Source organism: Streptomyces sp. NRRL S-1022, assembly GCF_000720135.1.
Taxonomy (GTDB): domain Bacteria; phylum Actinomycetota; class Actinomycetes; order Streptomycetales; family Streptomycetaceae; genus Streptomyces.
This window is the reverse complement of sequence record NZ_JOIU01000013.1, coordinates 42,430-67,773: the sequence shown is the minus strand read 5'-3', so window position 1 is coordinate 67,773 and position 25,344 is coordinate 42,430. Positions and strand designations below refer to the sequence as shown.

Here is a 25,344-nt window from a genome sequence, read left to right as displayed (position 1 = left end):
CCTCGCCCGTCGGCTCCGGGTACAGCCGGTCGTGTCGAGCCACACTGCCCACCCTCCGGTTGGGAGCGCGCCGGAGACCGGGTGGCGGCCTGCCGCTGCGTGCTCGCTCCGCTCGCGCTTATTCATGACGTAGCACTACTTCCGCAGCTCGATCGCGGTCTTGCCGATGCGGATCGGCGCACCCAGCGGGATCGGCGTAGGGGTCGTCAGCCGGGATCGGTCCAGGTAAGTGCCGTTGGTGGAACCGAGATCCTCGATGATCCACTGGCCGTCGCGGTCCGGGTAGATCCGGGCATGGCGGCTGGAGGCGTAGTCGTCGTCCAGCACGATCGTGGAGTCGTGCGCCCGGCCCAGGGTGATCGTCTGGCCCTGCAACGCCACGGTGGTGCCGGTCAGCGTGCCCTCGGTCACGACCAGCTTGGAGGGGGCGTTGCGGCCCCGGCGGCCGCCGCCCTGCTGGGCACGCTGCGGCGGCGGCGCGGCCTGCTGCCGGGCCTGTTGCCGGCCGGCCTGCTGCGGCCGGGCGGCCTCCCTACGCGATCCGCGCTGGGTGACGCGCGTACCGAACAGGTCGCTCCGGATGACCTGCACGGCCACGATCACGAACAGCCACAGTACGGCCAGGAAACCCAGCCGCATGACCGTGAGGGTCAGCTCTGACATTGCCCCCGCTTCACCCTTCGGCTTGCCTATAGATAACGGTGGTGCTGCCCACGACGATCCGCGAGCCGTCGCGGAGCGTAGCGCGGGTGGTGTGCTGCCCGTCCACCACGATGCCGTTGGTGGAGCCGAGATCCTGGATCGTCGAGGGCGTTCCGGTCCGGATCTCGCAGTGCCGGCGGGAGACGCCGGGGTCGTCGATCCGCACGTCGGCGTCGGTGCTGCGGCCCAGCACCAGCGTCGGGCGGGAGATCTGGTGGCGGGTGCCGTTGATCTCGATCCAGTAGCGGGTGCGCGCGCCGCTCATCGGGGGCGCGGCGGGCCGCTGGGTGGCGGGCTGCGGGTAGCCGTACCCGCCGGGGCGGGCGCCGGGCGGCGGCGCGGCCGGCATCGGGGGCGCGCCCGCGGGGGCGGCCGGCGGGTAGCCGTAACCGCCCGGGGCGCTCTGTGCGGGGCGTCCGGCGGGCGCCTGCGGCGCCGCCTGCTGGCTGCTGGAGGAGGCGAGGGTGCGCGAGCGCACCCGGTACAGGCCGGTGTCCAGGTCCTCGGCCTTCTCCAGGTTGACCTTGATCGGCCCCATGAAGGTGTAGCGCTGCTGCTTGGCGTAGTCGCGCACCATGCCGGCCAGCTCGTCGCCGAGCTGCCCGGAGTAGGGGCTGAGGCGCTCGTGGTCCGGCGCGCTCAGCTCCACGATGAAGTCGTTGGGTACGACGGTCCGGTCACGGTTCCAGATCGTGGCGTTGTTGTCGCACTCCCGCTGGAGCGCTCCGGCGATCTCCACGGGCTGGACCTCGGACTTGAAGACCTTGGCGAAGGTGCCGTTCACCAGACCTTCGAGACGCTGCTCGAACTTCTTCAGGACTCCCATGGGGCACCTCCTCCGTCCCTGCCGTCGTCTTGCCTGCTCTGTGCCGCTGCCTTGCCGGGTACTGCCGGTACTGCTCACTGATCGTATCTACGCGCCCGCCAATCAGCCGGTTCCCCCAGCGGCTGCCCTTGGAACTCCTGGCGCGTGTCCTGCTGCCATGGATCGTAGAGGCGGTCCACAACCAGTGTCCCGCACCCGGCTGTGGACCCGGTCCGCCTCCGGGGAGATGACCGGGACCGGTACGAGGTTGATACGAGAAGCGCGTCTGCCTGATACGCACGCCCGTCCGAGCGCCGTCCCGGGTGCGCCCCAGGTGGCGGGGCGGGGCGGGCGGGAAGCGATGTGAATCCACCCCGTACGACGTGCTAATGTTCTGGGTGTCGGAAGGGGCCAGCCCGAAAGGGCCGGGACCGGAAGACACACCCAATGCGCGGGTGGCGGAATAGGCAGACGCGCTGGATTCAGGTTCCAGTGCCCGCAAGGGCGTGGGGGTTCAACTCCCCCCTCGCGCACAGAGAAAACCGTTGAAACGGGTCTCTGCCGGTGACGGAAGTCACGGCGGGGGCCCGTTTCTCGTTGTGTTCCGGTGTGTGAGGGATCGCACAGCCGGGCGCCGTTGGCCTCGTCGGTGAGCTATCTCACGGGCGGGGCCGCGCTGTTGCCGCCTGCGCGGGAGCGATGTCCGGGCCGGGTGGGCTCACCTCCTCCGGAGGCGTCGGGGGCTCATTTCTCCGGAGAGCCGGGGGCTCGCTTCTCCGGAGAGCCGAGGTGACGTGATCGCCGGAGCGGAGGCAACCGTGCTTCGGTGGCGACGGCGACGGGGTCGGCGCGGCCGGCGGCCGGCCCTCCGCCCGCACGAAGATCGCCTCGCATCGGGCCGGCTGCGGGAAGACCACCGGCGCCCTGTGGCCTCCGCCGGGTGCCGCGGCCGTCGCGCCGGCGGAGTTTTCCACAGGGTCTGACGCGTTTCGGCCACCGGTTGTACGGTCTCCTTCGAGTTGATGTTCGTGCCGGCGCCCGTGCGTTCGGCTGGTTCGGGGGAGGCGGTCGGTGTGACCGGAAGCGGTGCGGGCGCGGCGGACGGGACAGGCGCGACGGGCGCGGCGGACGGAGGTGCGCGCCGGCTGCCCCGGGTGCGCGGGTTCGCCCCGTGGCCGCCGCAGGACTCGCCGAAGGCTGAGGGCAAGGCACTGCGGACGAGCGTGCCGCGCTCCGCCCACGCCGCGCTCGACCTGGACACCGCCCGGCCCGACGCGGTGAGCGCGGTGGCCGAGTCCAACGCCGGCCGCATCCCCGAGCTGACCCCGCTGCGCGTGGGGCGGATGGCGGCCACCCCGTTCGCCTTCCTGCGCGGCGCCGCCGGACTCATGGCGTACGACCTCGCCCGCACCCCCTCGACCCGGATCGGCACCCAGATCTGCGGTGACGCGCACGCCGCCAACTTCGGCCTGTACGGCGACGCCCGCGGCGGCCTCGTCATCGACCTGAACGACTTCGACGAGACCGTGTACGGCCCCTGGGAATGGGACCTCAAGCGGCTCGCCGTCTCGCTGGTGCTGGCCGGCCGGGAGGCGGGCGCCGACGAGGACGTCTGCCGCGCCGCGGCCCAGGACGCGGCCGGCGCCTACCGCCGCACCATGCGGCTGCTCGCCAAGCTGCCCGCGCTCGACGCCTGGAACGCCATCGCGGACGAGGAGCTGGTCTCCCACACCGACGCCCACGACCTGCTCGGCACGCTCCAGCGGGTCTCGGAGAAGGCCCGGGCCAACACCAGCGGAAGGTTCGCCGCGAAGTCGACCGAGGCGGCGCCCGACGGCGGACGCCGGTTCGTGCCCGCCCCGCCGGTGCTGCGCCGCATACCCGACGCCGAGGCCGCCGCGGTCACCGCGTCCCTGGAGGCGTACGTCGGCACGCTCGGCGAGGACCGCCACCCCCTGCTCGCCCGGCACGCCGTGCACGACGTCGCCTTCCGCGTGGTCGGCACCGGCAGCGTCGGCACCCGGTCCTACGTCGTCCTGCTCCTCGACCACCGCGGCGAGCCCCTGGTCCTCCAGGTGAAGGAGGCCCGCCCCTCCGCGCTCCTCCCGCACCTGGTCACCGCCGGTTTCGAGGCGCCCGCGGTGGCGCACGAGGGCCGCCGGGTGGTCCTCGGGCAGAAGCGGATGCAGGTCGTCAGCGACGTCCTGCTGGGGTGGACCACGGTGGAGGGGCGCCCGTACCAGGTGCGCCAGTTCCGCAACCGCAAGGGCAGCGTCGACCCGGCCGCCCTCGCCGCCGACCAGGTCGACGACTACGGCCGCATGACCGGCGCCCTGCTGGCCCGCGCCCACTCCCACAGCGCCGACCCGCGGCTGATCGCCGGGTACTGCGGCAAGAACGAGGAGCTGGACGAGGCGATCGCCGACTTCGCCGTGGCCTACGCCGACCGCACGGAGGCGGACCACGCCGACCTGGTCGCGGGCATCCGGGCGGGGCGGATCGAGGCCGAGCCGGGGGTGTGAGGGGGTTCCCGGGGTGTTGTGGGGGGTTTCCCGGGAGCCGGGAACCGCAACCCGGTCCGGACCGGGAGCAGCGGCTACGCTGGGCGGGTGACGACCCCGGAAGCCGACCAGTCCCAGGCCCCCCGCCCCGAGGAGCGGCTGGAACAGGCCGTGCGGGCCGCCGAGCAGGCGTTGATCGAGTACGAGATCGCCGTGGAGACCTTCCGCGTCGAGGTCGAGAACTTCGCCCGCCTGCACGAACAGCGCCTCGGCCCGCTCTACGCCCGCATCGAGGAGCTGGACGCCGAGATCGCCGAGGCGAAGGCCGCCCGCAGCGGTGACCCCGAGGACATCCGCCGCGCGCAGGAGGCCCGCGCCCGGGTGCTGCCGATGCCCGGCGTGGAGGACCTGCTGCACGGCTGGATGGACGGCGCCGGCCTGTTCCCGGAGGCCGTCGCCATGCTCACCGACCAGCCGGTACGGCCCCCGCAGCGGGTACGCCCCAGCGAGGAGGCCCGCAAGCTCTACCGCGAGCTGGCTCGCAAGGCCCACCCGGACCTGGCCCAGGAGGAAGCGGAGCAGAAGCGGCGCGAGGAGTTCCTCGGCCGGGTCAACGCCGCCTACGCCCGCGGTGACGAGGCCCTGCTCAGGGAGCTGGCCGCGGAGTGGGCGGCCGGGCCGGTACCGCCCGAGCGCCGCCCGAGTCCCGCCGAGGAGCTGTACGCCCGCCTCGAATGGCTCGCCCAGCGCAAGGAGCTGCTCACCCTGGTCGCCCGGGAACTGGAGGAGGGCGCGATCGCCGGCATGCTCCGGCTCGCCCCGGACGACCCCGACGGGCTGCTCGACGAGATCGCGGGCCGGCTGCGTGCGGACATCGCCCATCGGGAGGCGGAACTGGCCTCCCTGTCGGGACAGGACTGACCCGCCCCGGGCTTCGGGTAGCGTCGGAGCCATGAATTACGGAGCTGGTGTGCCCACGGTCCAGATCGCGGATCTCAAGGACGGTGACTTCCTGCTGGACGTCCGCGAGGACGACGAGTGGCAGGCGGGCCACGCCGAGGGAGCCCTGCACATTCCCATCAGCGAGTTCGTGGCCCGCTACGGCGAGCTGACCGAGGCCGCCCCGCAGGACGGCCGTGTCCACGTCATCTGCCGCTCGGGCGGCCGCTCCGCCCAGGTCACGACGTACCTGGTCCAGCAGGGAATCGACGCGGTCAACGTCGACGGCGGCATGCAGCACTGGCAGACCACCGGCCGCCCGGTCGTCACCGACGAGGGCAAGCCGGGCTTCGTCCTGTAGCCGGGCCTTGTCGCCGCTGCCGGGCCCTGCCGGCCGCTGACGGTCCCTGTCGGCCACTGGACCATTCCTGCCGGTCCAGTGGGACGGGGTCCGGTACGGCGGGACGGGGGTCCGGTACGGCGGTGTCAGGCGAGGGGATGGGCACGGCGGTGTCAGGCGAGGGGATGGGCGGCCAGCAGGTCGCCGAGCCGTTCCTCGTACGCCGCCGCCGGGCCGAGCGCCAGCTCCAGGTGCTTGGCCCAGGCGTGGTAGCGGTGCAGCGGGTAGTCGGTGTCGGCGCCGAACCCGCCGTGCAGATGCTGTGCCGTCTGCACCACCCGCCGTACCCCCTCCGCCGCCCAGATCTTCGCGACGGCGAGGTCCCCGGCGACGGGCAGCGCACCCGGCGTCCCCGAGGCGATCCGCCAGGCGGCCTGCCACAGGGTGGCCTCCATGGCCCGCAGGTCGATGTACCGGTCCGCGGCCTGCACGGCCACCGCCTGGAACGTCGCGATCGGATACCCGAACTGCTCTCGTTTGCCGGTGTACTCACCGGTCATCCGCAGCACCTGCTCGCCCAGCCCGAGCGCCAGCGCGCACGTGCCCGTCACCAGCAGCGCGTGCAGCCACTCCCACGCGCCGTCGGCCTCGATCACCTCGCCGCCCGCCACCCGGACCGACCGCAGCCGCAGCTCGGCCAGCCGCTCACCGCTGGTGGAGACCTGCTCGGCGAGCACCAGCCCCGCCGCCTCCCGCGGCACCAGCGCCAGCACGGTCCGGTCGCCCGCGACGCCCTCGACGTGCGCCGGTACGACGACCAGGTCCGCGTCGTACGCCCACGGCACCGCCGTCTGCACCCCGTCCAGCAGCCACGCCGGCCCCTCCCGCCGCGCGGTGACGGCTTGTTCGGCCGGGTCGTGGCCGGTACGGCCCTGGGCCGCGACGGTCAGCACCAGCTCGCCCCGGCCGGCCCGCCCCGCCAGCCGGTCCGCCAGTCCGGGACCGCCGTACGCCTGGACGGCCGCGGCGGCTGCGCTGTGTTCCAGCAGGGGCACCCGGGCGAGCACCCGGCCGACCTCGCGCAGCACCAGGCACAGCGCGATCGCGTCCAGGCCCGCACCGCCGTGCTCCTCGGCCAGCAGCAGACTCAGCAGATCGGCGCCGGCGAGCCGGGACCACAGCGCCCGGTCGAAGCCCTCGGCCACGGCACCGGTGGTGAGCGCCGGACTGGGCACCGCGTCCGGCGCGACCCCGGCGAACACCCCCCGCGCCGCCTCGGCCGCCGCCCGCTGCTCCTCGGTGAAGGTGAAGTCCACGGCCTGTCCTCCTGGCGGGTCGGGTCATCCGGCAGTGCGTCCGGACAACCGGACGCGGCCGCATGGATCTGACGGGGCGTCAAGATAGAACAGGTTCTAGGAGAAGGGAACGGATACGCCGGCGAAAGGGAACGGATACGCCGGTGGGAGGGAGCCGACGCGTCAGCGGAAGAGGACAGGCGCGTCAGCGGAAGGGGGCAGGCGCGTCAGCGGGAGGGGACGGACGCGTCAGCGGGAGGGGACGGGCGCGTCAGCGGGAGGGGACGGGCGCGTCAGCGGTCGAAGTCCAGCTCCACCCTCTCCGTCAGCGGATGCGACTGGCAGGCCAGCACGTAACCGGCCTCCGTCTCCTCCGTCTCCAGCGCGAAGTTGCGGTCCATGCGCACCTCGCCCGCGACCAGGAAGGCCCGGCAGGTCCCGCACACCCCGCCCTTGCAGGCGTACGGCGCGTCGGGCCGGTTGCGCAGCACCGTCTCCAGCAGCGACTCGCCCTCCCGCACCGGCCAGCTGCCACCGCGCCCGTCGAGCCGCGCGGTGACGGTGCTGTGCGCGGGCGCCGGAACCATGGCCGCCGGAGCCGACCCCGCGTCCACGTGGAAGATCTCCTCGTGGATCCGGCCCCGCGCCACGCCCAGCTCGCGCAGTGCCTGCTCCGCGCCCTGCACCAGCCCGTACGGCCCGCACAGGTACCAGCCCGCCACTCGCTCCACCGGCAGCAGCGCGGGCAGCAGCCTCGTGAGCCGCTCCCGGTCGAGCCGGCCGGAGGGCAGCCCCGCCTGCTGTTCCTCCCGGGAGAGTACGGTCACCAGCTGGAGCCGCTCCGGATAGCGGTCCTTCAGGTCGGCGACCTCCTCCAGGAACATCGTCGAGGCCGCCGTACGGTCGCTGCGTATCAGGCAGAACCGGGCCTCGCTGTCGCGCGCCAGCAGCGTGGCGACGATGGACAGCACCGGGGTGATGCCGCTGCCGCCGACGATCGCCGCGTACAGACCTGGCGCCGGTTCCACCGTGAAGCGGCCCGCCGGCGTCATCACCTCCAGCTCGTCCCCGACGCCGATCTCCTTGAGCGCGTACGTAGAGAAGGCCCCGCCGTCGACCAGCCGCACCCCCACCCGCAGGCTGCTCGGGCCCTCGCCGGCCGGGTCGGGGGCGGGGGAGCAGATCGAGTAGGTGCGCCGGATCTCCTGGCCGTCGACCCGGCGGCGCAGCGCCAGGTGCTGGCCGGGTGCGTGCCGGTACTCCTCGCGCAGTTCGGGCGGGACGGTGAGGGTGAGGGCGACGGAGTCGTCGGTGAGCCGGTCGACCGCGGCCACCGGGAGCGGGTGGAAGCGGGCCATCACAACTCCTTGAAGTGGTCGAACGGTTCACGGCAGGCCAGGCAGCGGCGCAGCGCCTTGCACGCGGTGGAGGAGAACCGGCTCAGCAGCTCGGTGCCGGCCGACCCGCAGTGCGGGCAGCGGACCGGTTCGGTGGCGGTGTCCGTGTCGCGGGTGCGGGTCGGGCCCAGGGACAGCGGCACCGGGCCGCTGTCGTGGTGCACGCGTGGGGGAGCGATGCCGAACTCCCGGAGTTTCTCGCGCCCTTCGGGGGTGATGTCGTCCGTCGACCAGGCGGGGGAGAGCACCGTGCGGACGGTGACCTCGCGCATGCCGTGGGCGCGCAGCACCCGCTCGATGTCGAGGCTCATCGCCTCCAGGGCCGGGCAGCCGGTATAGGTGGGGGTCAGGTCGACCTCCACCGCGTCGCCGCCCTGGAGGTGCACCGCGCGGAGCACACCCAGCTCCCGCAGGGTGAGCACGGGCAGTTCGGGGTCGGGGACCGCGCCGGCCAGCTCCAGCAGCTCCGCCTCCAGGGCGGTGGTGGCGGGCGTGGCGGTCACCATGACGCCCCCGGGTGGCTGCGGTGCAGGTGCTGCATCTCGGCGAGCATCCTGCCGAACGGCTCGGTGTGCACGCCCTGCCGGCCGGCGCCCGCCGACCAGGCGCCGGTGCGCGGACCCTCGGGGAGGACGAGACCGGCCCGGCCGAACACGTCGGTGACGGACTCCAGCCAGCGCTCCTCCAGGCGGGCCCCGTCGGTGTCGAGGCCCTCCACCGGCTGGAACATCTCCCCGGTGAACCGCCACAGCGCGTCGCAGGCCCGCCGCATCCGCTCGTGGCTGGTCTCCGTGCCGTCGCCGAGCCGCAGCGTCCACTGCTCGGCGTGGTCACGGTGGTAGGCGACCTCCTTCACCGCCTTCGCGGCCAGCGGCGCGAAGGGGCCTTCGCCGGAGGCGAGTTCGGCGTAGAGGAGGTGCTGGTAGGTGGAGAAGTACAGCTGGCGGGCGATGGTGTGCGCGAAGTCGCCGTTCGGCTGCTCGACCAGCTGGAGGTTGTGGAAGGCGCGCTCCTCCCGCAGGTAGGCCAGCTCGTCCTCGTCGCCGGCCATCGACAGCAGCAGCCGGGCCTGGCCGAGCAGGTCCAGGGCGATGTTGGCGAGGGCGACCTCCTCCTCCAGGACGGGGGCGTGACCGGCCCACTCCCCCAGGCGGTGGGAGAGCACCAGGGCGTCGTCGCCGAGGGCGAGTGCGGCGGTCACCGGGACGGTGGCGGGGCCGGCGGCGGTCACAGGTGCTTCACCCCTTCCGGGATCTCGTAGAAGGTCGGGTGCCGGTAGGGCTTGTCGGCGGCCGGCTCGAAGAACGGGTCCTTCTCGTCGGGCGAGGACGCGGTGATCGCGGCGGCCGGGACGACCCAGATGGAGACGCCCTCGCCGCGCCGGGTGTACAGGTCGCGGGCGTTGCGCAGGGCCAGCTCGGCGTCGGGCGCGTGCAGGCTGCCGGCGTGGGTGTGGGAGAGGCCGCGCCGGGAGCGCACGAAGACCTCCCACAGGGGCCAGTCGGTGGTGCTCATGCTCGCGTCGCTCCCGTCCCACCGGTGTCGCCGGTGTGCTTGGCCGCGTAGGCCGCGGCTGCTTCCCGTACCCAGGCGCCCTCCTCGTGGGCGCGCCTGCGCTGGGTGATCCGCTGCTCGTTGCAGGGGCCGTTGCCCTTGAGGACCTCCCAGAACTCCGTCCAGTCGATCGGACCGAAGTCGTAGTGCTCCCGCTCCTCGTTCCACCGCAGCTCCGGGTCGGGCAGGGTGAGGCCCAGGGACTCGGCCTGCGGGACGCAGATGTCCACGAAGCGCTGGCGCAGCTCGTCGTTGGAGTGGCGCTTGATCTTCCACTCCATCGACTGCGCGGAGTGCTGGGACGCGTCGTCGGGCGGGCCGAACATCATCAGCGACGGCCACCACCAGCGGTCCACCGCGTCCTGGGCCATCGCGTGCTGCTCCGGGGTGCCCTTGCTGAGAGCCAGCAGCAGTTCGTACCCCTGGCGCTGGTGGAAGGACTCCTCCTTGCAGATCCGCACCATCGCCCGGGCGTAAGGGCCGTAGGAGCAGCGGCACAGGGGGACCTGGTTGGTGATCGCGGCGCCGTCCACCAGCCAGCCGATCGCGCCGACGTCGGCCCAGGTCAGAGTGGGGTAGTTGAAGATCGAGGAGTACTTCTGGCGGCCGGCGTGCAGCTTGTCGAGCAGCTCGTCGCGGCTGGTGCCGAGGGTCTCGGCCGCGCTGTAGAGGTACAGGCCGTGGCCGGCCTCGTCCTGGACCTTGGCCATCAGGATCGCCTTGCGGCGCAGCGAGGGCGCGCGAGTGATCCAGTTGGCCTCCGGCTGCATGCCGATGATCTCGGAGTGCGCGTGCTGGGCGATCTGCCGGACCAGGGTCGCGCGGTAGGCGTCGGGCATCCAGTCGCGCGGTTCGATGCGTTCGTCGGCGGCCACGGCCGCGTCGAAGGCGTGCTGGTAGGCCGCCGTGTCGACGGTGTCCGGTGCCGTGCGCTGCGCGGCTGCTGTGGCCATGCGGTCCCCCTGACCTCGGGCTCTGCGGTGAACTCTGTCCGAGTGAAGCGTCCCGACCGATCGTTCGGTCCGTGCGTAGTCCATGGTGTGCCGGGCCCGGCGGGGTGTCAACCGCTGTGGAAAACTGCCCGCCCCGCCTGTGGACAAGCCGCCGGAGGCGCGTGCCGCGGTGCCCACGAGCCGCGTGGGACACCGCCGTACGCCCGTCGCGTGGCGAGGACCACCGTGGTTCGGCTCGTACCCGGGGCTGCGCCCGGTGCCCGGGGCTGAGTACCGTTCCGTGCGGGCGCCGAGAAGTGGCGCTCGTGCCGCATGCGGCGCCTGTGACGGCGCCGCGCCACCGGACCGTCCGCTCGGCCGCACCGCAGAGCCGGACGACCGGACCGCACGACCGAGCAGTACACCCGGCAGCACGCCGGGCCGACCGCATGAGCCGAGACGGGGGACGGGACGCGATGGACGCGTACGACGAGGATCCGCGGGGCCCGCAGGGCCCGGACGGGCCGGCCGGGGCGCGTCTCCCGGAAGAGACCGCGGCACCGCCCGAGCCCCCCGCACCCGAGCCCCCCGCACCCGCGCCCCGCACCGGTGTCGCCGCGCTCTCCCCCCGTTACCAGGTCGGGGCCGCGCTGGCGCTCGCGGTGGTCGCCGTGGCCGCCTGTGTGCACCTGCTGATGGTGTTCCTCAGCCTCGCCCCCGCGAACACGGTCACTAAGCAGCACGGCAAGGCGATAGAGGAGTGGGTGTACCCGGAGTTCGAGCAGAACTGGAAGCTGTTCGCCCCGAACCCGCTGCAGCAGAACATCGCCGTACAGGTCCGCGCGGAGGTGCGGACGCGGGACGGCGCGCTGCGCACCACCGGGTGGACCGACCTCTCCGCGCAGGACGGCGCCGCCATCGACGGCAACCCGGTGCCCAGCCACACCCAGCAGAACGAGCTGCGCCGGGCCTGGGACTTCTTCGCCGCCACGCACGGCACCGACAACCGTCCCGTCGGCCTGCGCGGCTCCCTGTCCGAGCAGTACCTGCGGCGGATCGTGGTGATGCGCCTGTACCGGGACGACCCGACGAGCCGGGAGGGCGTGATCCAGCGCGTGCAGGTCCGTTCCAGCACCACCAATGTGCAGCCGCCGTCGTGGAGCCGGGAGCAGGTGTCCGACAAGCCCGCCTACCGCCTGATGCCCTGGTGGTCCCTGACGTCCGACGAGGCCGCGGGAGGCGTGCGGTGAACCGTCTCTCCCTGACGCTGTCGCGAGGTGTCGCCCGGGTCACCGAGGCGGCCCTCGGGCCGTACCAGAGCGCCGTGGTCCGGATCGGCTTCGCCGGCACCTGGCTGCTGTTCCTGCTGCGCGAGTTCCCGCACCGCCAGGAGCTGTACGGCCCCTCCGGACCGTGGGGCTGGAACCTCGCCAAGCAGCTGACCGCCGACAACCACGCGTTCACGGCGCTGCTGTGGTCCGACGGGCAGCTCTGGTTCGAGTGCTGCTACGCGCTGGCCGTCCTCGCGAGCGCGGCCCTGCTGCTGGGCTGGCGCACCCGGACCGCGTCCCTGCTGTTCATGGTGGGCGTGCTGTCCCTGCAGAACCGCAGCGTGTTCGTCGGCGACGGCGGCGACAACGTGCTGCACCTGATGGCCTTCTACCTGGTGTTCACGCGCTGCGGGCAGGTGTGGTCCCTGGACGCGCGGCGCGCGGCCCGGGACGAGGCGGCCCGCGCCCGCGGGGAGCGGGTGCCCGCCGACCGGGTGGGCCCCGTGCTCTGGGCGGTGCTGGGCGCGGCGCTCGGCACGGCGACGCTGACCGGGCGGTTCGACAACGGCTGGCTGGTCCCGGCGCTGCTGTGGACGGCCTGGGCCGGGCTCGGCCTGTGGTGGGCCGCCGGACGCCGGGCGGCCTGGGAGCAGCCGCGGATCCTGCTGGACGTCGTCGCCAACGTGCTGCACAACGGCGCACTGGCCGTGATCATGGCGGAGGCCTGCCTGATCTACGCCACGGCGGGCTGGTACAAGATCCAGGGCTCGCGCTGGCAGGACGGCACCGCCGTCTACTACCCGCTCCACCTGGACTACTTCTCGCCCTGGCCCGCCCTGGCCGACCTGATGTCGTCCAGCGGCACGATCATGATGATCGTGGCCTACGGGACGGTCATGGTGCAGATCGCCTTCCCGTTCACCCTGCTCAACCGGCGGGCCAAGAACATCCTGCTGGTGCTGATGATGACCGAGCACGCGGTGATCGCGGTCGTCCTCGGCCTGCCGTTCTTCTCGCTGGCGATGATCACCGCGGACGCGGTCTTCCTGCCGACGTCCTTCCTGCGCCGGCTGGGCGACCTGACCGCACGCGCGCGGGGGCGGCTCGTCCGGCGGGCCGGCCGTACGGTCCCCGGCCCGCGCTCGTCCGAGGACAGCGCGGCGGACCGCGTAGGGTTCACGGCATGAGCGATCCGCTGAGCCGCTGGCGCGCGCACGCGGACACCGCCGTGCTGCTCGACGGCTTCCACGCGCTGAAGCACGCGCTGCGCTTCGGGGCGGAGGTGCCGGTCGCGGTCACCACCGACCGGCAGGCCGCGCTCGCCCTCGCCGGGGAACTGGCCGGGGACGTCCGCGACGCCCTGGAGGCCCTCCTGACGGAGGTGCCCGAGCCGGCGTACGCCTCGCTCGTCCCGCGCCCCCATCCGACCGGGGTGGCCGCGCTCGCGCTACGGCCGTCCCGCGAGGCCAATCTGCGCGCGCTGGCCCGTACGCCCCGCACCGCGCCCGTCGTGGTCCTGGACAACCCCCGCAACCTCGGCAACGCGGGCGCCGTGATCCGGCTGGCCGCCGGCTTCGGGACGACCGGGGTGGTCACCACGGGCACCCTCGACCCCTGGCACCCCACGGTGCTGCGGGGCGGGGCGGGCCTGCACTTCGCGACCGCCGTCGAACGGCTCGGCGTCGACGAACTGCCCGCCGGCCCGCTGTTCGCCCTCGACCCCGAGGGCGAGGACATCCGCGGCACCGAGCTGCCCGACGACGCCGTGCTGGCCTTCGGCTCGGAACGCGCCGGTCTGTCACCGGAACTCCGCGCCCGAGCCGACCACCTGCTGCGGCTGCCGATGCGCCCCCAGGTCTCCAGCTACAACCTCGCCACCAGCGTGGCGATGACGCTGTACCACTGGAGCGCGACCGGCGCCGCCTTCCGGGTCTAGGCCTCCCGGCGGACCTCGACCACCCGGAAGCGGTTCGCCACGAAGGCGCCGTCGCACAGGGCCGCGTTCGCCGCCGGGTTGCCGCCCGAGCCGTGGAAGTCGGAGAAGGCGGCCGTCTGGTTCACGTACACCCCGCCCGTCAGGTTGAGCGACAGCTGGGCGGCCTCCTCCAGGCACACCTCCTGGATCGCCTCCTCGGTACCGGCGTCCGTGGTGTACGCGCCGACCGTCATCGCGCCCTTCTCCCGGACCGTGCGGCGCAGCAGTTCCACCGCGTCCGTCACCGAGTCGACCGCGACGGCGAAGGAGACGGGGCCGAAGCACTCGCTCATGTAGGCGGCCTCGGCGTCCGGCTTGGCGCCGTCCAGCTTGACGATGACGGGCGTGCGGACCACCGCGCCCGGGAACTCCGGGTTGGCGATCTCACGGGAGGCGAGGGCGACCTCGCCGAGGCCGGCCGCGGCCTCCAGACGGGCCTTGACGTCCGGGTTGACGATGGCGCCGAGCAGGGCGTTCGCGCGCGCGTCGTCGCCGAGCAGGCCGTCGACCGCGCGGGCGAGGTCGGCGGTGACCTCGTCGAAGGTCTTGGGGCCCTGGTCGGTGGTGATGCCGTCGCGGGGGATCAGCAGGTTCTGCGGGGTGGTGCACATCTGGCCGCTGTACAGGGACAGCGAGAACGCCAGGTTGGACAGCATGCCCTTGTAGTCGCCCGTGGAGTGCACGATCACCGTGTTGACGCCGGCCTTCTCCGTGTAGACCTGCGCCTGACGGGCGTTGGCCTCCAGCCAGTCGCCGAAGGACGTCGACCCGGTGTAGTCGATGATCCTGATCTCGGGGCGGGTGGCGAGGGTCTTGGCGATGCCCTCGCCGGAACGCTCGGCGGCCAGCGCGACCAGGTTCGGGTCGAAGCCCGCGCCGGCCAGCACGTCCCGGGCGACCTGGACGGTGAGCGCCAGCGGCAGCACCGCGCGCGGGTGTGGCTTGACCAGGACCGCGTTGCCGGTGGCCAGGGAGGCGAACAGGCCGGGGTAGCCGTTCCAGGTCGGGAAGGTGTTGCAGCCGATGACCAGGCCGATGCCGCGCGGGACCGGCGTGAAGGCCTTGGTCAGCGCCAGCGGGTCGCGCTTGCCCTGCGGCTTGGTCCACTCGGCCGCCTCGGGGGTGCGGACCTGCTCCGCGTACGCGTACGCCACCGCCTCCAGGCCGCGGTCCTGGGCGTGCGGGCCGCCCGCCTGGAACGCCATCATGAACGCCTGGCCGCTGGTGTGCATGACGGCGTGCGCGAACTCGTGCGTCCGGTCGCTGATCCGCTTGAGGATCTCCAGGCACACCACCGCGCGGACCTCCGGCCCGGCGTCCCGCCAGGCCCGCTGCCCGGCCCGCATGGCCGGCAGCAGTACGTCGACGTCCGCGTGCGGGTACGTCACGCCCAGCTCGACGCCGTACGGCGAGACCTCGCCGCCCACCCAGTCGTCCGTGCCGGGCTGGCCCAGGTCCAGGCGGGTGCCCAGCAGGGCGTCGAAGGCGGCCTTGCCCGCCGCCGCGTCCAGGCCGCCGTTCTCGCCGTACGCCTTGGGGTGCTCGGGGTGCGGGGACCAGTACGCGCGCGTGCGGATCGCTTCCAGGGCCTGGTCGAGCGTGGGCCGGTGCTTCTCGATCAGCTCGTGGGCGGTCAGTTCGGCGGCCATGCGGGACCAACTCCTCGTCTGGAGAACTCTTCGTCGAGTTCGGGGACCTGGCGGAAAGAGCAGCGGGATGGGACGGTCAGAGCTAGAGTAACCGAACGATCGGTCGGTTCAAGGGGGTCCGCCGCATCTGTGGAAAACCCCGTGCGGGAGGATCGCGCACATGACAGCACTCGACCTCAGCAGCCCCGTGGCCGTGGTCGGCACCGGCACCATGGGCCAGGGAATCGCCCAGGTCGCGCTGGTGGCCGGCCACCCCGTACGGCTGTACGACGCCGCCCCAGGGCGGGCCAGGGACGCGGCCGAAGCGATCGGCGCCCGGCTCGACCGGCTGGTGGAGAAGGACCGGCTCACCGGCGCCGACCGGGACGCGGCCCGCGCCCGCCTGAAGCCCGCCGACAGCCTCGCGGAGCTGGCCGACTGCGGCCTGGTCGTGGAGGCCGTCCTGGAGCGGCTGGACGTCAAGCAGCGGCTCTTCGGCGAGCTGGAGGAGATCGTCGCCGACGACTGCCTGCTCGCCACCAACACCTCCTCCCTGTCGGTGACGGCGATCGGCGGTGCGCTGCGCCACCCGGGCCGCTTCGTCGGCCTGCACTTCTTCAACCCGGCGCCGCTGCTGCCGCTGGTCGAGGTGGTCTCCGGGTTCGCCACCGACGTCACGTCGGCCACGCGCGCGTACGAGACCGCCCGCGCCTGGGGCAAGACCCCGGTGGCCTGCGCCGACACCCCCGGATTCATCGTCAACCGCGTCGCCCGGCCCTTCTACGCCGAGGCGTTCGCCGTCTACGAGTCCCAGGGCGCCGACCCGGCCACCATCGACGCGGTCCTGCGCGAGTCGGGCGGCTTCAGGATGGGTGCCTTCGAGCTGACCGACCTGATCGGCCAGGACGTCAACGAGTCCGTCACCCACTCGGTGTGGCAGTCCTTCTTCCAGGACGTGCGCTTCACCCCCTCCCTGGCCCAGCGCCGGCTGGTGGAGTCCGGCCGGCTAGGCCGCAAGACGGGGCGCGGCTGGTACGACTACCGGGACGGCGCCGAACGGCCCGAACCGCACACCGCCGGCAAGGAGCAGCCGCCCGCCTACGTCATCGCCGAGGGCGGCCTGGGCCCGGCCGCCGAACTGCTCCCGATGATCCGCGAGGCGGGCATCACGGTGCGCGAGGACGACGAGGACGACGGCACCCGGCTGGTGCTGCCCAGCGGCGGCCAGCTCGTCCTCGCCGACGGCCAGACCTCGGTGGAGTTCGGCGACGTCGTCTACTTCGATCTCGCCCTGGACTACCGCAAGGCCACCCGCATCGCCCTGTCCGCCTCCCAGGACACCCCCGCCCGGACCCTCGCCGAGGCCGTCGGCCTCTTCCAGGCCCTCGGCAAGAAGGTCAGCGTCATCGGCGACGTCCCCGGCATGATCGTCGCCCGCACGGTCGCCCGGATCGTCGACCTCGCGTACGACGCCGTCGCCCGGGGCGTGGCCACCGAGGAGGACGTCGACACCGCGATGCGCCTCGGCGTCAACTACCCCCTCGGCCCCTTCGAGTGGAACCGCAGGCTCGGCCGCCTCTGGGCGCACGACCTGCTGGAGGAGCTGAACCTGCGGGACCTCTCCGGACGGTGTGCGCCCTCGCTCGCGCTGTACCGCCACGGGCACGCCGCCGGCAAGCAGGAGGGCACCTCATGACCACGGCCCGGCGCGACACCTACACCCCCGAGACGCTGCTGTCCGTCGCCGTGCGGGTCTTCAACGAGCGCGGCTACGACGGCACCTCCATGGAGCACCTGGCGAAGGCGGCCGGCATCTCCAAGTCGTCGATCTACCACCACGTCAGCGGCAAGGAGGAGCTGCTCCGGCGGGCCGTCAGCCGAGCCCTGGACGGGCTCTTCGCCATCCTGGACGAGGAGCACGCGCGCGCGGGGCGGCCCGCCGACCGGCTGGAGCACGTGGTGCGCCGCATGGTCGAGGTGCTCATAGCCGAGCTGCCCTACGTGACGCTGCTGCTGCGCGTGCGGGGCAACACCGAGACCGAGCGGTGGGCGCTGGAGCGGCGCCGCGACTTCGACCACCGGGTCGCCGGGCTGCTGAAGGCGGCGGCGGCCGACGGGGACGTGCGCGAGGACGTGGAGGTCCGGCTGGCCACCCGGCTGGTCTTCGGAATGATCAACTCCATCGTGGAGTGGTACCGGCCGGACGTGCGGGGCGCGAGCGACCGGGAGGTGGCCGAGGCCGTGGTCCGGCTGGTCTTCTCGGGGCTGCGCCACGGCTGACCCGGGCCGTCCGGCCCTCAGGTCTCCGGCTCCAGGTCCTCCTCCTCGAACACCAGCAGCGTACGGGTGCTCAGCACCTCGGGAATCGCCTGGAGCCGGGTCAGCACCAGCTCGCGCAGTGCCTTGTTGTCGGGCGTGTGCACGAGCAGCAGCACATCGAAGTCGCCGCCCACCAGCGCGATGTGGGAGGCGCCGGGCAGCTGTCGGAGCTGCTCGCGGACCGTGCGCCAGGTGTTCTGGACGATCTTCAGCGTGATGTACGCCGATGTGCCGTGGCCGGCCCGCTCGTGGTCCACGCGCGCGCTGAAGCCCCGGATCACCCCGTCCTCGACGAGCCGGTTGATGCGCGCGTAGGCGTTGGCGCGCGAGACGTGGACGCGTTCGGCCACGGACCGTATCGAGGCGCGGCCGTCCGCCTGGAGGATCCGCAGGATGTCCTGATCGATGGCGTCCAGCGGGCGCGGCGGCAGCGCGACGCCGTCCTGCGGCCCGTAGGCCATTTGTTCAGGTCCCATGTCCCCCCGCTTCCTCGCCGTGGACGCCCTGCGTTCATTCCAGGCTGTGGAGAACCGTTTGTCCACAGCCTTGAGGTGCCTGTAGCCAAAATGTGCCGGCGACCGAACAATCGGTTGGTGAGGCGGGTCACAGCCGACACGCCTCCCGTAGCCGCTCCCACGAGGAGGTGCCGTCATGACGGTTCTGGAGCAGCGGGGCGCGTACCGGCCATCGCCGCCGCCCGCCTGGCAGCCCCGTATGGACCCCGCGCCGCTGCTGCCCGACGCCGAGCCCTACCGCGTCCTCGGCACCGAGGCGGCCGGCAAGGCCGACCCCGGCCTGCTGAGCCGGCTGTACGCGCAGCTGGTGCGCGGCCGCCGCTACAACACGCAGGCCACCGCGCTGACCAAGCAGGGCCGGCTCGCCGTCTACCCGTCCAGCACCGGCCAGGAGGCCTGCGAGGTCGCCGCCGCCCTGGCCCTGGAGGAACGCGACTGGCTCTTCCCCAGCTACCGCGACACGCTCGCCGTCGTCGCCCGGGGCGTGGACCCCGCCGAGGCGCTCACCCTGCTGCGCGGTGACTGGCACAGCGGCTACGACCCCTACGCCCACCGGGTGGCCCCGCTCAGCACCCCGCTCGCCACCCAGCTGCCGCACGCCGTCGGCCTGGCCCACGCCGCCCGCCTCAAGGGCGACGACGTGGTCGCGCTCGCCATGGTCGGCGACGGCGGCACCAGCGAGGGCGACTTCCACGAGGCGCTGAACTTCGCCGCCGTCTGGCAGGCGCCGGTCGTCTTCCTGGTGCAGAACAACGGCTTCGCCATCTCCGTCCCGCTCGCCAAGCAGACCGCCGCGCCCTCCCTGGCCCACAAGGCCGTCGGGTACGGCATGCCGGGCCGGCTGGTCGACGGCAACGACGCCGTGGCCGTGCACGAGGTCCTGAGCGACGCCGTACGGCACGCCCGCGCGGGCGGCGGCCCCACCCTGGTGGAGGCGGTGACGTACCGCGTCGAGGCCCACACCAACGCCGACGACGCCACCCGTTACCGCGAGGAGGCCGAGGTCGCGGCCTGGCGCGCCCACGACCCGGTCCAGCTGCTGGAACGTGAGATGACCGCACGCGGACTGCTCGACGAGGCCGGCATCGAGGCCGTCCGGCAGGACGCCGAGACGATGGCCGCCGGACTGCGGGACCGCATGAACCAGGACCCGGAACTCGACCCGATGGACCTCTTCGACCACGTCTACGCCGAGACCACGGCGCAACTGCGCGAGCAGCGGGCCCTGTTGCGGGCCGAGCTGGAGGCCGAGCAGGAGCAGCACGGCGAGCAGGAAGGCGGCGCCCGATGACCACCGTGGCCGTCAAGCCCGCCACCATGGCGCAGGCCCTCACGCGCGCGATGCGCGACGCGATGGCCGCCGATCCCACCGTGCACGTCATGGGCGAGGACGTCGGCACCCTCGGCGGGGTCTTCCGCGTCACCGACGGCCTCGCCAAGGAGTTCGGCGAGGACCGCTGCACCGACACCCCGCTCGCCGAGGCCGGCATCCTCGGCACCGCCGTCGGCATGGCCATGTACGGCCTGCGGCCGGTGGTGGAGATGCAGTTCGACGCCTTCGCCTACCCGGCGTTCGAGCAGCTGATCAGCCATGTCTCCAAGATGCGCAACCGCACGCGCGGCCGGATGCCCCTGCCGATCACCGTCCGCGTCCCCTACGGCGGCGGCATCGGCGGTGTCGAGCACCACAGCGACTCCTCCGAGGCCTACTACATCGCGACGCCGGGCCTGCACGTCGTCACCCCGGCCACCGTCGCCGACGCCTACGGACTGCTGCGCCAGGCCATCGCCTCGGACGACCCGGTCGTCTTCCTGGAGCCGAAGCGGCTGTACTGGTCGAAGGACACCTGGAACCCCGAGCAGCCCACCGACGTCGAGCCCGTCGGCCGCGCGGTGGTGCGCCGGCCCGGCAGCACCGCCACGCTCATCACCTACGGCCCCTCGCTGCCGGTCTGCCTGGAGGCCGCCGAGGCCGCCCGGGCCGAGGGCTGGGACCTGGAGGTCGTCGACCTGCGCTCCCTGGTTCCGTTCGACGACGAGACGGTCTGCGCGGCCGTCCGGCGTACCGGCCGGGCCGTCGTCGTCCACGAGTCCACCGGCTTCGGCGGACCGGGCGGCGAGATCGCGGCCCGCATCACCGAGCGCTGCTTCCACCACCTGGAGGCGCCGGTGCTGCGCGTGGCCGGCTTCGACATCCCTTACCCGCCGCCCATGCTGGAGCGGCACCACCTGCCCGGCGTCGACCGCATCCTGGACGCCGTGGCCCGGCTGCAGTGGGAGGCCGAGGGCTGATGGCTCAGGTGCTGGAGTTCAAGCTGCCCGACCTCGGCGAGGGACTCACCGAGGCGGAGATCGTCCGCTGGCTGGTCAAGGTCGGCGACGTGGTCGCCGTCGACCAGCCGGTGGTCGAGGTGGAGACGGCCAAGGCGATGGTCGAGGTGCCCTGCCCCTACGGTGGCGTGGTCACCGCCCGCTTCGGCGAGGAGGGCACCGAACTGCCCGTCGGATCCCCGCTGCTGACGGTTGCCGTCGGCGCACCGGCGGCGGAGCCCGAGGGCTCCGGCAACGTCCTGGTGGGCTACGGCACCCAGGCCCCGGCGGCCCGCCGGCGCCGGGTTCGGACGGGCACGGCCGGCGCCAACGGGCAGGCGCAGGCGACCAAGGCCGCTTCGGCGGCACCCCGCACGCGGCTGACCGCACCGGCACCCGCCTCCATGCCCGCGCCCGCCTCCGTGCCCGCGCCCGCCGAGGGCCCGGTCCCCGTGATCTCCCCCCTCGTGCGCAAGCTCGCCCGGGACAACGGCGTCGACCTGAGGCGGCTGGCCGGTACCGGGCCGGACGGGCTCATCCTGCGCGCGGACGTCGAGAACGCGCTGCGGGCCGGGACCGCGACCCCGGACACGGCCGAGGAACCGGTCGTCCGGGCGGCCCCTGCGGCGGCCCCCCGGGCCGAGGCCGGCACGCGGATCCCGCTCAAGGGCGTACGCGGTGCGGTCGCCGACAAGCTCTCCCGCAGCCGCCGGGAGATCCCGGACGCGACCTGCTGGGTCGACGCCGACGCGACCGAACTCATGCGCGCGCGGACGGCGATGAACGCGGCCGGCGGTCCGAAGATCTCCCTGCTCGCGCTGCTCGCCCGCATCTGCACGGCGGCCCTGGACCGGTTCCCCGAGCTGAACTCCACCGTCGACACCGAGGCCCGCGAGATCGTCCGGCTCGACCGCGTCCACCTCGGGTTCGCCGCCCAGACCGAGCGCGGCCTGGTCGTGCCGGTCGTCCGGGACGCCCACACGCGCGACGCCGAGTCCCTGACCGCCGAGTTCGCCCGGCTCACCGAGGCCGCCCGCGCGGGCACCCTCACGCCCGGGGAACTCACCGGCGGGACCTTCACGCTGAACAACTACGGCGTCTTCGGCGTCGACGGCTCCACCCCGATCATCAACCACCCCGAGGCGGCCATGCTCGGCGTCGGCCGCATCGTCCCCAAGCCGTGGGTGCACGAGGGCGAGCTTGCCGTGCGTCAGGTCGTCCAGCTCTCGCTCACCTTCGACCACCGGGTGTGCGACGGCGGCACGGCGGGCGGCTTCCTGCGGTACGTGGCGGACTGCGTGGAACAGCCGGCGGTGCTGCTGCGCGCCTTGTGAAGCACGCCCGTGGGAGACCGGCGCGCGGTGCGGGACGAGCATGGCCGCCGTGTGACCGACGCCGGGTCCGGTGTGTGACCGACGCCGGATCCGGAAGGAGGAAGGGGCAGGACATACTCGGGGGGTGACCGAGAACGCCCCCGCCGGGCCCGCCGCGCCGTACGACGCCGTCGTGCTGGCCGGCGGTGCCGCCCGCCGGCTCGGCGGGACCGACAAGCCCGCCGTCCGGGTCGGGGGCCGTACGCTGCTCGACCGGGTGCTCGCGGCCTGCGCGGACGCCGGGACGACCGTCGTCGTGGCCGCGCCCCGGCCCACCGCCCGCCCGGTGCGCTGGGCGCGCGAGGAGCCGCCCGGCGGCGGACCGGTCGCCGCGCTGGCGGCCGGGCTGCGCCTCACCACCGCCGCGCACACCGTCGTCCTCTCCGCCGACCTGCCCTTCCTGGAACCGGCCACGCTCCTGCGCCTGCTGACCGCCCTTCAGGACACCGGCGCCGACGGTGCGCTGCTCACCGACGCCGACGGCCGCGACCAGCCGCTCGTGGCCGCCTACCGCACCGCCGCCCTGCGCCGCGAGCTGACCGCCCTCGCCGCCGCGCACGACGGTCTCGCCGGGCTGCCTCTGCGCCGGCTGACCGGCGCCCTCCGCCTCACCCGCGTCCCGGACCCGCTCGCGTCCTTCGACTGCGACACCTGGGACGACATCACCGACGCCAGGGCACGGATCAGGGAGCATGGGCACGTGTTGGATGAATGGATCTCCGCAGTCAAGGACGAGCTGGGCATCGACCTGGACGTCGACACCGGCGTCCTGCTCGACCTGGCCCGGGACGCCGCACACGGCGTGGCCCGCCCCGCGGCCCCGCTGACCACCTTCCTCGTCGGCTATGCCGCGGCCCAGGGCAAGGGCGGTCCCGAGGCCGTCGCCGAGGCTGCCCGCAGGGCCGCCGCGCTGGCGCTGCGCTGGGCGGAGGAGAACGAAGGGGACCCGGACGGGAGCAGCGGGGGCCCGAGCGCCCCGGACGCCGGATGACCGCCCCCGGCACCCGGGCCGAGGCGTCCGCCGAAGACACCGACGACCTCGATGTCGAGGAGGCGCTGGCGCTCGTGAGGGATGCCCACAGGGAGCCCCGGGACGACGGCCCGGACGACGGCACGGGCCGGACGTCCGGCCCGGCCGCGCAGCCGCCCGGCGATCGGTCCGCCGAGCGGCACCGGGCCACCCCCTGGCCCCACGCCCGGGAGATCGCCGCCCGCGCCGCGCGTTCCCGCGCCCGCCGCGCCCCCGTCTGCGTGCCGCTCGGCGACGCCCTCGGACTCGCCCTGGCCGCTCCGCTCGACGCGCTCACCGACCTGCCCTCCTTCGACACCTCCGCGATGGACGGCTGGGCGGTCGCCGGACCCGGCCCCTGGCAGGTGCGGGAGGAGGGCGTGCTCGCCGGGCACGCGCAGCCGGAGCCGCTCACCGACGGTGAGGCGGTCCGCATCGCCACCGGCGCCCGCATCCCCGCCGACACCACCGCCGTCCTGCGCTCCGAGCACGGCCGGATCGACGCGCAGGGCCGTCTGCACACCACCCGCGAGATGCTCCACGGCCAGGACATCCGCCCTCGCGGCCAGGAGTGCCGCAGCGGCGACCAGCTGCTGCCCGTCGGCACCCTGGTCACCCCGGCCGTCCTGGGCCTGGCCGCGGCGGCCGGCTACGACACGGTCACCGTCGTGCCCCGCCCCCGCGTCGAAGTTCTCGTCCTCGGCGACGAGTTGCTGACCGAAGGGCTGCCGCACGACGGGCTGATCAGGGACGCCCTCGGGCCCATGCTGCCGCCGTGGCTGCGCGCGCTCGGCGCCGACGTCGTCGCCGTACGCCGGATCGGTGACGACGCCCGGGCGCTCCAGAAGGCCGTCACCCGCTCCGCGGCCGACCTGATCGTCACCACGGGCGGCACCGCGTCCGGACCGGTCGACCACGTCCACCCGGTCCTGGAGCGCGTCGGCGCCGAACTCCTCGTCGACGGCGTCAAGGTGCGCCCCGGCCACCCCATGCTGCTGGCCCGCACCAAGGACCACCAGCACCTCGTCGGCCTGCCCGGCAACCCGCTCGCGGCCGTCTCCGGGCTGCTCACCCTCGCCGAGCCGCTGCTGCGGACCCTCGCCGCCCATCCCGCGCCCGAGCCGTACAGCCTGCCGCTCCGGGAGGCGGTGCAGGGGCACCCGCACGACACCCGGCTCGTCCCGGTGGTGCTGCGCGGCGACCTTGCGGTACCGCTGCACTACAACGGCCCGGCCATGCTCCGGGGCATCGCCGCCGCCGACGCGCTGGCCGTCGTACGCCCGGGCGGGGCCCGGCAGGGCGAGGAGACGGAACTGCTGGACCTGCCGTGGGCGACCGCCGGGATGGGGGTGTGTTTCACGTGAAACTTCCGGGCCATGACGCCATCGCCCGCCAGGCGGGCGAGCATCTGGTGACCCATCGGGTGCAACTCCCGAGGAAAGTGGTGGAGCGACCGATCCGCCAGGTCGTCAAGCGGCTGATCATGGCCTTGGTGGTGCTGGTCGCCACCGCGTTCGTCGTCTACGCCGACCGCGACGGCTACCACGACAACTCCGACGACTCGGTCGACCTGCTCGACGCGTTCTACTACGCGACCGTCACCCTCTCCACCACCGGATACGGCGACATCACCCCGGTCAGCGACGGTGCCCGGCTCGCCAACATCTTCGTCATCACACCCCTGCGTGTGCTGTTCCTGATCATCCTGGTCGGCACCACGCTGGAGGTGCTCACCGAACGCACCCGTGAGGAATGGCGGCTGAACCGCTGGAGGTCCGCCTTGCGCGATCACACCGTCGTCATCGGCTTCGGCACCAAGGGGCGGTCGGCCATCCAGACCGTCTGCGCGACCGGTCTGAAGAAGGAGCAGGTGGTCGTGGTCGACCCCAGCTCGAAGGCGATCGACGCGGCGAACACCGAGGGCTACGTCGGCGTCATAGGTGACGCCACCCGCAGTGACGTGCTCAAACGGGCCGAGCTGCACAAGGCCCGGCAGATCATCGTCGCCCCGCAGCGCGACGACACCTCCGTCCTCGTGACACTGACCGCCCGCCAGCTCAACCGCACCGCCAAGATCGTGGCCGCGGTGCGCGAGGAGGAGAACGCCCCGCTGCTCAGGCAGTCCGGCGCCGATGCCGTCATCACCAGTTCCGGCGCGGCGGGCCGGCTGCTCGGCCTGTCCGTGCTCAGCCCCGCCGCCGGCATGGTCATGGAGGACCTGATCCAGCAGGGCAGCGGGCTGGACATCGTCGAGCGGCCGGTCGTCCGCGGCGAGGTGGGCAAGAAGCCGCGCGAGACGGACGACCTGGTGGTGAGCGTCGTCCGCGGCCACCGGGTGCTCGGCTACGACGATCCGTCCCTCGGCACCCTCCAGCTGACGGACCGGCTCATCACCATCGTCCGCGCCACTCCCGGCGCCCAGGTCACCCCCGACACCCGACCCCTGCCCGGCGGGTGAGCGACCCTCCGGGGGTAGCGT

The 25,344-nt window shown here is 73.5% G+C and carries 24 protein-coding genes and 1 tRNA gene; 15 read left to right on the top strand and 10 right to left on the bottom strand.

Annotated features, from left to right (window positions below; all coding sequences use genetic code 11):
- Window positions 1-135 precede the first annotated feature (135 nt).
- On the bottom strand, window positions 136-663 hold the full coding sequence (locus IG05_RS0119725; RefSeq protein WP_030344307.1) for an FHA domain-containing protein FhaB/FipA: 528 nt from the start codon (window positions 661-663) through the stop codon (window positions 136-138).
- A gap of 10 nt (window positions 664-673) precedes the next feature.
- Entirely contained in the window at window positions 674-1,528 is an 855-nt protein-coding gene (locus tag IG05_RS0119720) for an FhaA domain-containing protein (RefSeq protein WP_030344305.1), read from the bottom strand.
- A gap of 428 nt (window positions 1,529-1,956) precedes the next feature.
- On the opposite strand from IG05_RS0119720, the gene IG05_RS0119715 reads away from it, so the two are divergent.
- The 4 genes from IG05_RS0119715 to IG05_RS0119700 all read left to right on the top strand — a co-directional run bounded on the left by IG05_RS0119715 (window position 1,957) and on the right by IG05_RS0119700 (window position 5,308).
- Window positions 1,957-2,040: transfer RNA gene (locus IG05_RS0119715), tRNA-Leu, on the top strand.
- Between the two features lie 489 nt (window positions 2,041-2,529).
- The gene (locus IG05_RS0119710) at window positions 2,530-4,029 is read left to right on the top strand and encodes a DUF2252 domain-containing protein (protein WP_234335935.1); all 1,500 of its coding nucleotides are present in this window, start codon (window positions 2,530-2,532) and stop codon (window positions 4,027-4,029) included.
- Between the two features lie 87 nt (window positions 4,030-4,116).
- Window positions 4,117-4,929: a J domain-containing protein gene (locus IG05_RS0119705; protein WP_030344301.1), complete on the top strand. Its 813-nt coding sequence runs from the start codon at window positions 4,117-4,119 to the stop codon at window positions 4,927-4,929.
- Between the two features lie 49 nt (window positions 4,930-4,978).
- On the top strand, window positions 4,979-5,308 hold the full coding sequence (locus tag IG05_RS0119700; RefSeq protein WP_030344299.1) for a rhodanese-like domain-containing protein: 330 nt from the start codon (window positions 4,979-4,981) through the stop codon (window positions 5,306-5,308).
- 152 nt (window positions 5,309-5,460) lie between these two features.
- On the opposite strand, the gene IG05_RS0119695 is transcribed toward IG05_RS0119700, so the two are convergent.
- From IG05_RS0119695 to paaA, 6 genes are all read right to left on the bottom strand, one after another.
- Window positions 5,461-6,603 (bottom strand): acyl-CoA dehydrogenase family protein, encoded by a 1,143-nt coding sequence (locus tag IG05_RS0119695; RefSeq protein ID WP_030344297.1) that lies wholly within the window; start codon window positions 6,601-6,603, stop codon window positions 5,461-5,463.
- A 272-nt stretch (window positions 6,604-6,875) separates the two neighbouring features.
- Entirely contained in the window at window positions 6,876-7,940 is a 1,065-nt protein-coding gene (locus IG05_RS0119690) for a 2Fe-2S iron-sulfur cluster-binding protein (protein WP_030344295.1), read from the bottom strand.
- Window positions 7,940-8,485, bottom strand: coding sequence for a 1,2-phenylacetyl-CoA epoxidase subunit PaaD (gene paaD / locus IG05_RS0119685; RefSeq protein WP_030344294.1), 546 nt, complete (start codon window positions 8,483-8,485; stop codon window positions 7,940-7,942). The genes IG05_RS0119690 and paaD overlap by 1 nt, the downstream gene beginning before the upstream one ends.
- Entirely contained in the window at window positions 8,479-9,210 is a 732-nt protein-coding gene (gene paaC / locus IG05_RS0119680) for a 1,2-phenylacetyl-CoA epoxidase subunit PaaC (protein WP_030344292.1), read from the bottom strand. The genes paaD and paaC overlap by 7 nt, the downstream gene beginning before the upstream one ends.
- Window positions 9,207-9,494, bottom strand: a complete 288-nt coding sequence (gene paaB, locus IG05_RS0119675) for a 1,2-phenylacetyl-CoA epoxidase subunit PaaB (RefSeq protein ID WP_014673816.1) — start codon at window positions 9,492-9,494, stop codon at window positions 9,207-9,209. The genes paaC and paaB overlap by 4 nt, the downstream gene beginning before the upstream one ends.
- A complete protein-coding gene (paaA, locus tag IG05_RS0119670; RefSeq protein WP_030344290.1) occupies window positions 9,491-10,486 on the bottom strand; it encodes a 1,2-phenylacetyl-CoA epoxidase subunit PaaA in 996 nt (331 codons plus the stop codon). Before paaA ends, paaB begins: the two co-directional genes overlap by 4 nt.
- Window positions 10,487-10,941: 455 nt before the next feature.
- Between paaA and IG05_RS0119665 the strand changes: the two genes are divergently transcribed.
- Genes IG05_RS0119665 through IG05_RS0119655 form a run of 3 tightly spaced genes read left to right on the top strand, consistent with a single transcriptional unit; the run spans window position 10,942 to window position 13,672 of the window.
- Window positions 10,942-11,715 (top strand): DUF5819 family protein, encoded by a 774-nt coding sequence (locus IG05_RS0119665; RefSeq protein WP_030344288.1) that lies wholly within the window; start codon window positions 10,942-10,944, stop codon window positions 11,713-11,715.
- Window positions 11,712-12,923, top strand: a complete 1,212-nt coding sequence (locus IG05_RS0119660) for an HTTM domain-containing protein (protein WP_030344286.1) — start codon at window positions 11,712-11,714, stop codon at window positions 12,921-12,923. The genes IG05_RS0119665 and IG05_RS0119660 overlap by 4 nt, the downstream gene beginning before the upstream one ends.
- The gene (locus tag IG05_RS0119655; protein ID WP_030344284.1) at window positions 12,920-13,672 is read left to right on the top strand and encodes a TrmH family RNA methyltransferase; all 753 of its coding nucleotides are present in this window, start codon (window positions 12,920-12,922) and stop codon (window positions 13,670-13,672) included. The genes IG05_RS0119660 and IG05_RS0119655 overlap by 4 nt, the downstream gene beginning before the upstream one ends.
- Here IG05_RS0119655 and paaN read toward each other — a convergent pair.
- Window positions 13,669-15,360 carry a phenylacetic acid degradation protein PaaN gene (paaN, locus tag IG05_RS0119650; protein ID WP_030344283.1) on the bottom strand — a complete coding sequence of 564 codons (1,692 nt, stop codon included), beginning with the start codon at window positions 15,358-15,360 and terminating at the stop codon, window positions 13,669-13,671. The genes IG05_RS0119655 and paaN overlap by 4 nt on opposite strands.
- A 160-nt stretch (window positions 15,361-15,520) precedes the next feature.
- On the opposite strand from paaN, the gene IG05_RS0119645 reads away from it, so the two are divergent.
- Window positions 15,521-17,035, top strand: a complete 1,515-nt coding sequence (locus IG05_RS0119645; protein ID WP_030344281.1) for a 3-hydroxyacyl-CoA dehydrogenase — start codon at window positions 15,521-15,523, stop codon at window positions 17,033-17,035.
- Complete coding sequence (locus IG05_RS0119640; RefSeq protein WP_030344279.1) at window positions 17,032-17,619, top strand: TetR/AcrR family transcriptional regulator; 588 nt, start codon at window positions 17,032-17,034, stop codon at window positions 17,617-17,619. Before IG05_RS0119645 ends, IG05_RS0119640 begins: the two co-directional genes overlap by 4 nt.
- 17 nt (window positions 17,620-17,636) lie before the next feature.
- Here the strand turns inward: IG05_RS0119640 and IG05_RS0119635 are convergent, their stop codons facing one another.
- Window positions 17,637-18,134, bottom strand: coding sequence for an Lrp/AsnC family transcriptional regulator (locus IG05_RS0119635; RefSeq protein WP_420707608.1), 498 nt, complete (start codon window positions 18,132-18,134; stop codon window positions 17,637-17,639).
- Between the two features lie 175 nt (window positions 18,135-18,309).
- Between IG05_RS0119635 and pdhA the strand changes: the two genes are divergently transcribed.
- The 6 genes from pdhA to IG05_RS0119605 all read left to right on the top strand — a co-directional run bounded on the left by pdhA (window position 18,310) and on the right by IG05_RS0119605 (window position 25,323).
- Entirely contained in the window at window positions 18,310-19,464 is a 1,155-nt protein-coding gene (pdhA, locus tag IG05_RS0119630; protein ID WP_030344276.1) for a pyruvate dehydrogenase (acetyl-transferring) E1 component subunit alpha, read from the top strand.
- The gene (locus tag IG05_RS0119625) at window positions 19,461-20,465 is read left to right on the top strand and encodes an alpha-ketoacid dehydrogenase subunit beta (RefSeq protein WP_030344274.1); all 1,005 of its coding nucleotides are present in this window, start codon (window positions 19,461-19,463) and stop codon (window positions 20,463-20,465) included. The genes pdhA and IG05_RS0119625 overlap by 4 nt, the downstream gene beginning before the upstream one ends.
- The gene (locus IG05_RS0119620) at window positions 20,465-21,817 is read left to right on the top strand and encodes a dihydrolipoamide acetyltransferase family protein (RefSeq protein WP_030344272.1); all 1,353 of its coding nucleotides are present in this window, start codon (window positions 20,465-20,467) and stop codon (window positions 21,815-21,817) included. The genes IG05_RS0119625 and IG05_RS0119620 overlap by 1 nt, the downstream gene beginning before the upstream one ends.
- Before the next feature lie 124 nt (window positions 21,818-21,941).
- The gene (locus IG05_RS0119615; protein ID WP_030344270.1) at window positions 21,942-22,847 is read left to right on the top strand and encodes an NTP transferase domain-containing protein; all 906 of its coding nucleotides are present in this window, start codon (window positions 21,942-21,944) and stop codon (window positions 22,845-22,847) included.
- A complete protein-coding gene (locus IG05_RS0119610; RefSeq protein ID WP_030344268.1) occupies window positions 22,844-24,229 on the top strand; it encodes a molybdopterin molybdotransferase MoeA in 1,386 nt (461 codons plus the stop codon). Before IG05_RS0119615 ends, IG05_RS0119610 begins: the two co-directional genes overlap by 4 nt.
- Complete coding sequence (locus tag IG05_RS0119605; RefSeq protein WP_199808348.1) at window positions 24,226-25,323, top strand: potassium channel family protein; 1,098 nt, start codon at window positions 24,226-24,228, stop codon at window positions 25,321-25,323. The genes IG05_RS0119610 and IG05_RS0119605 overlap by 4 nt, the downstream gene beginning before the upstream one ends.
- Window positions 25,324-25,344: the final 21 nt, after the last annotated feature.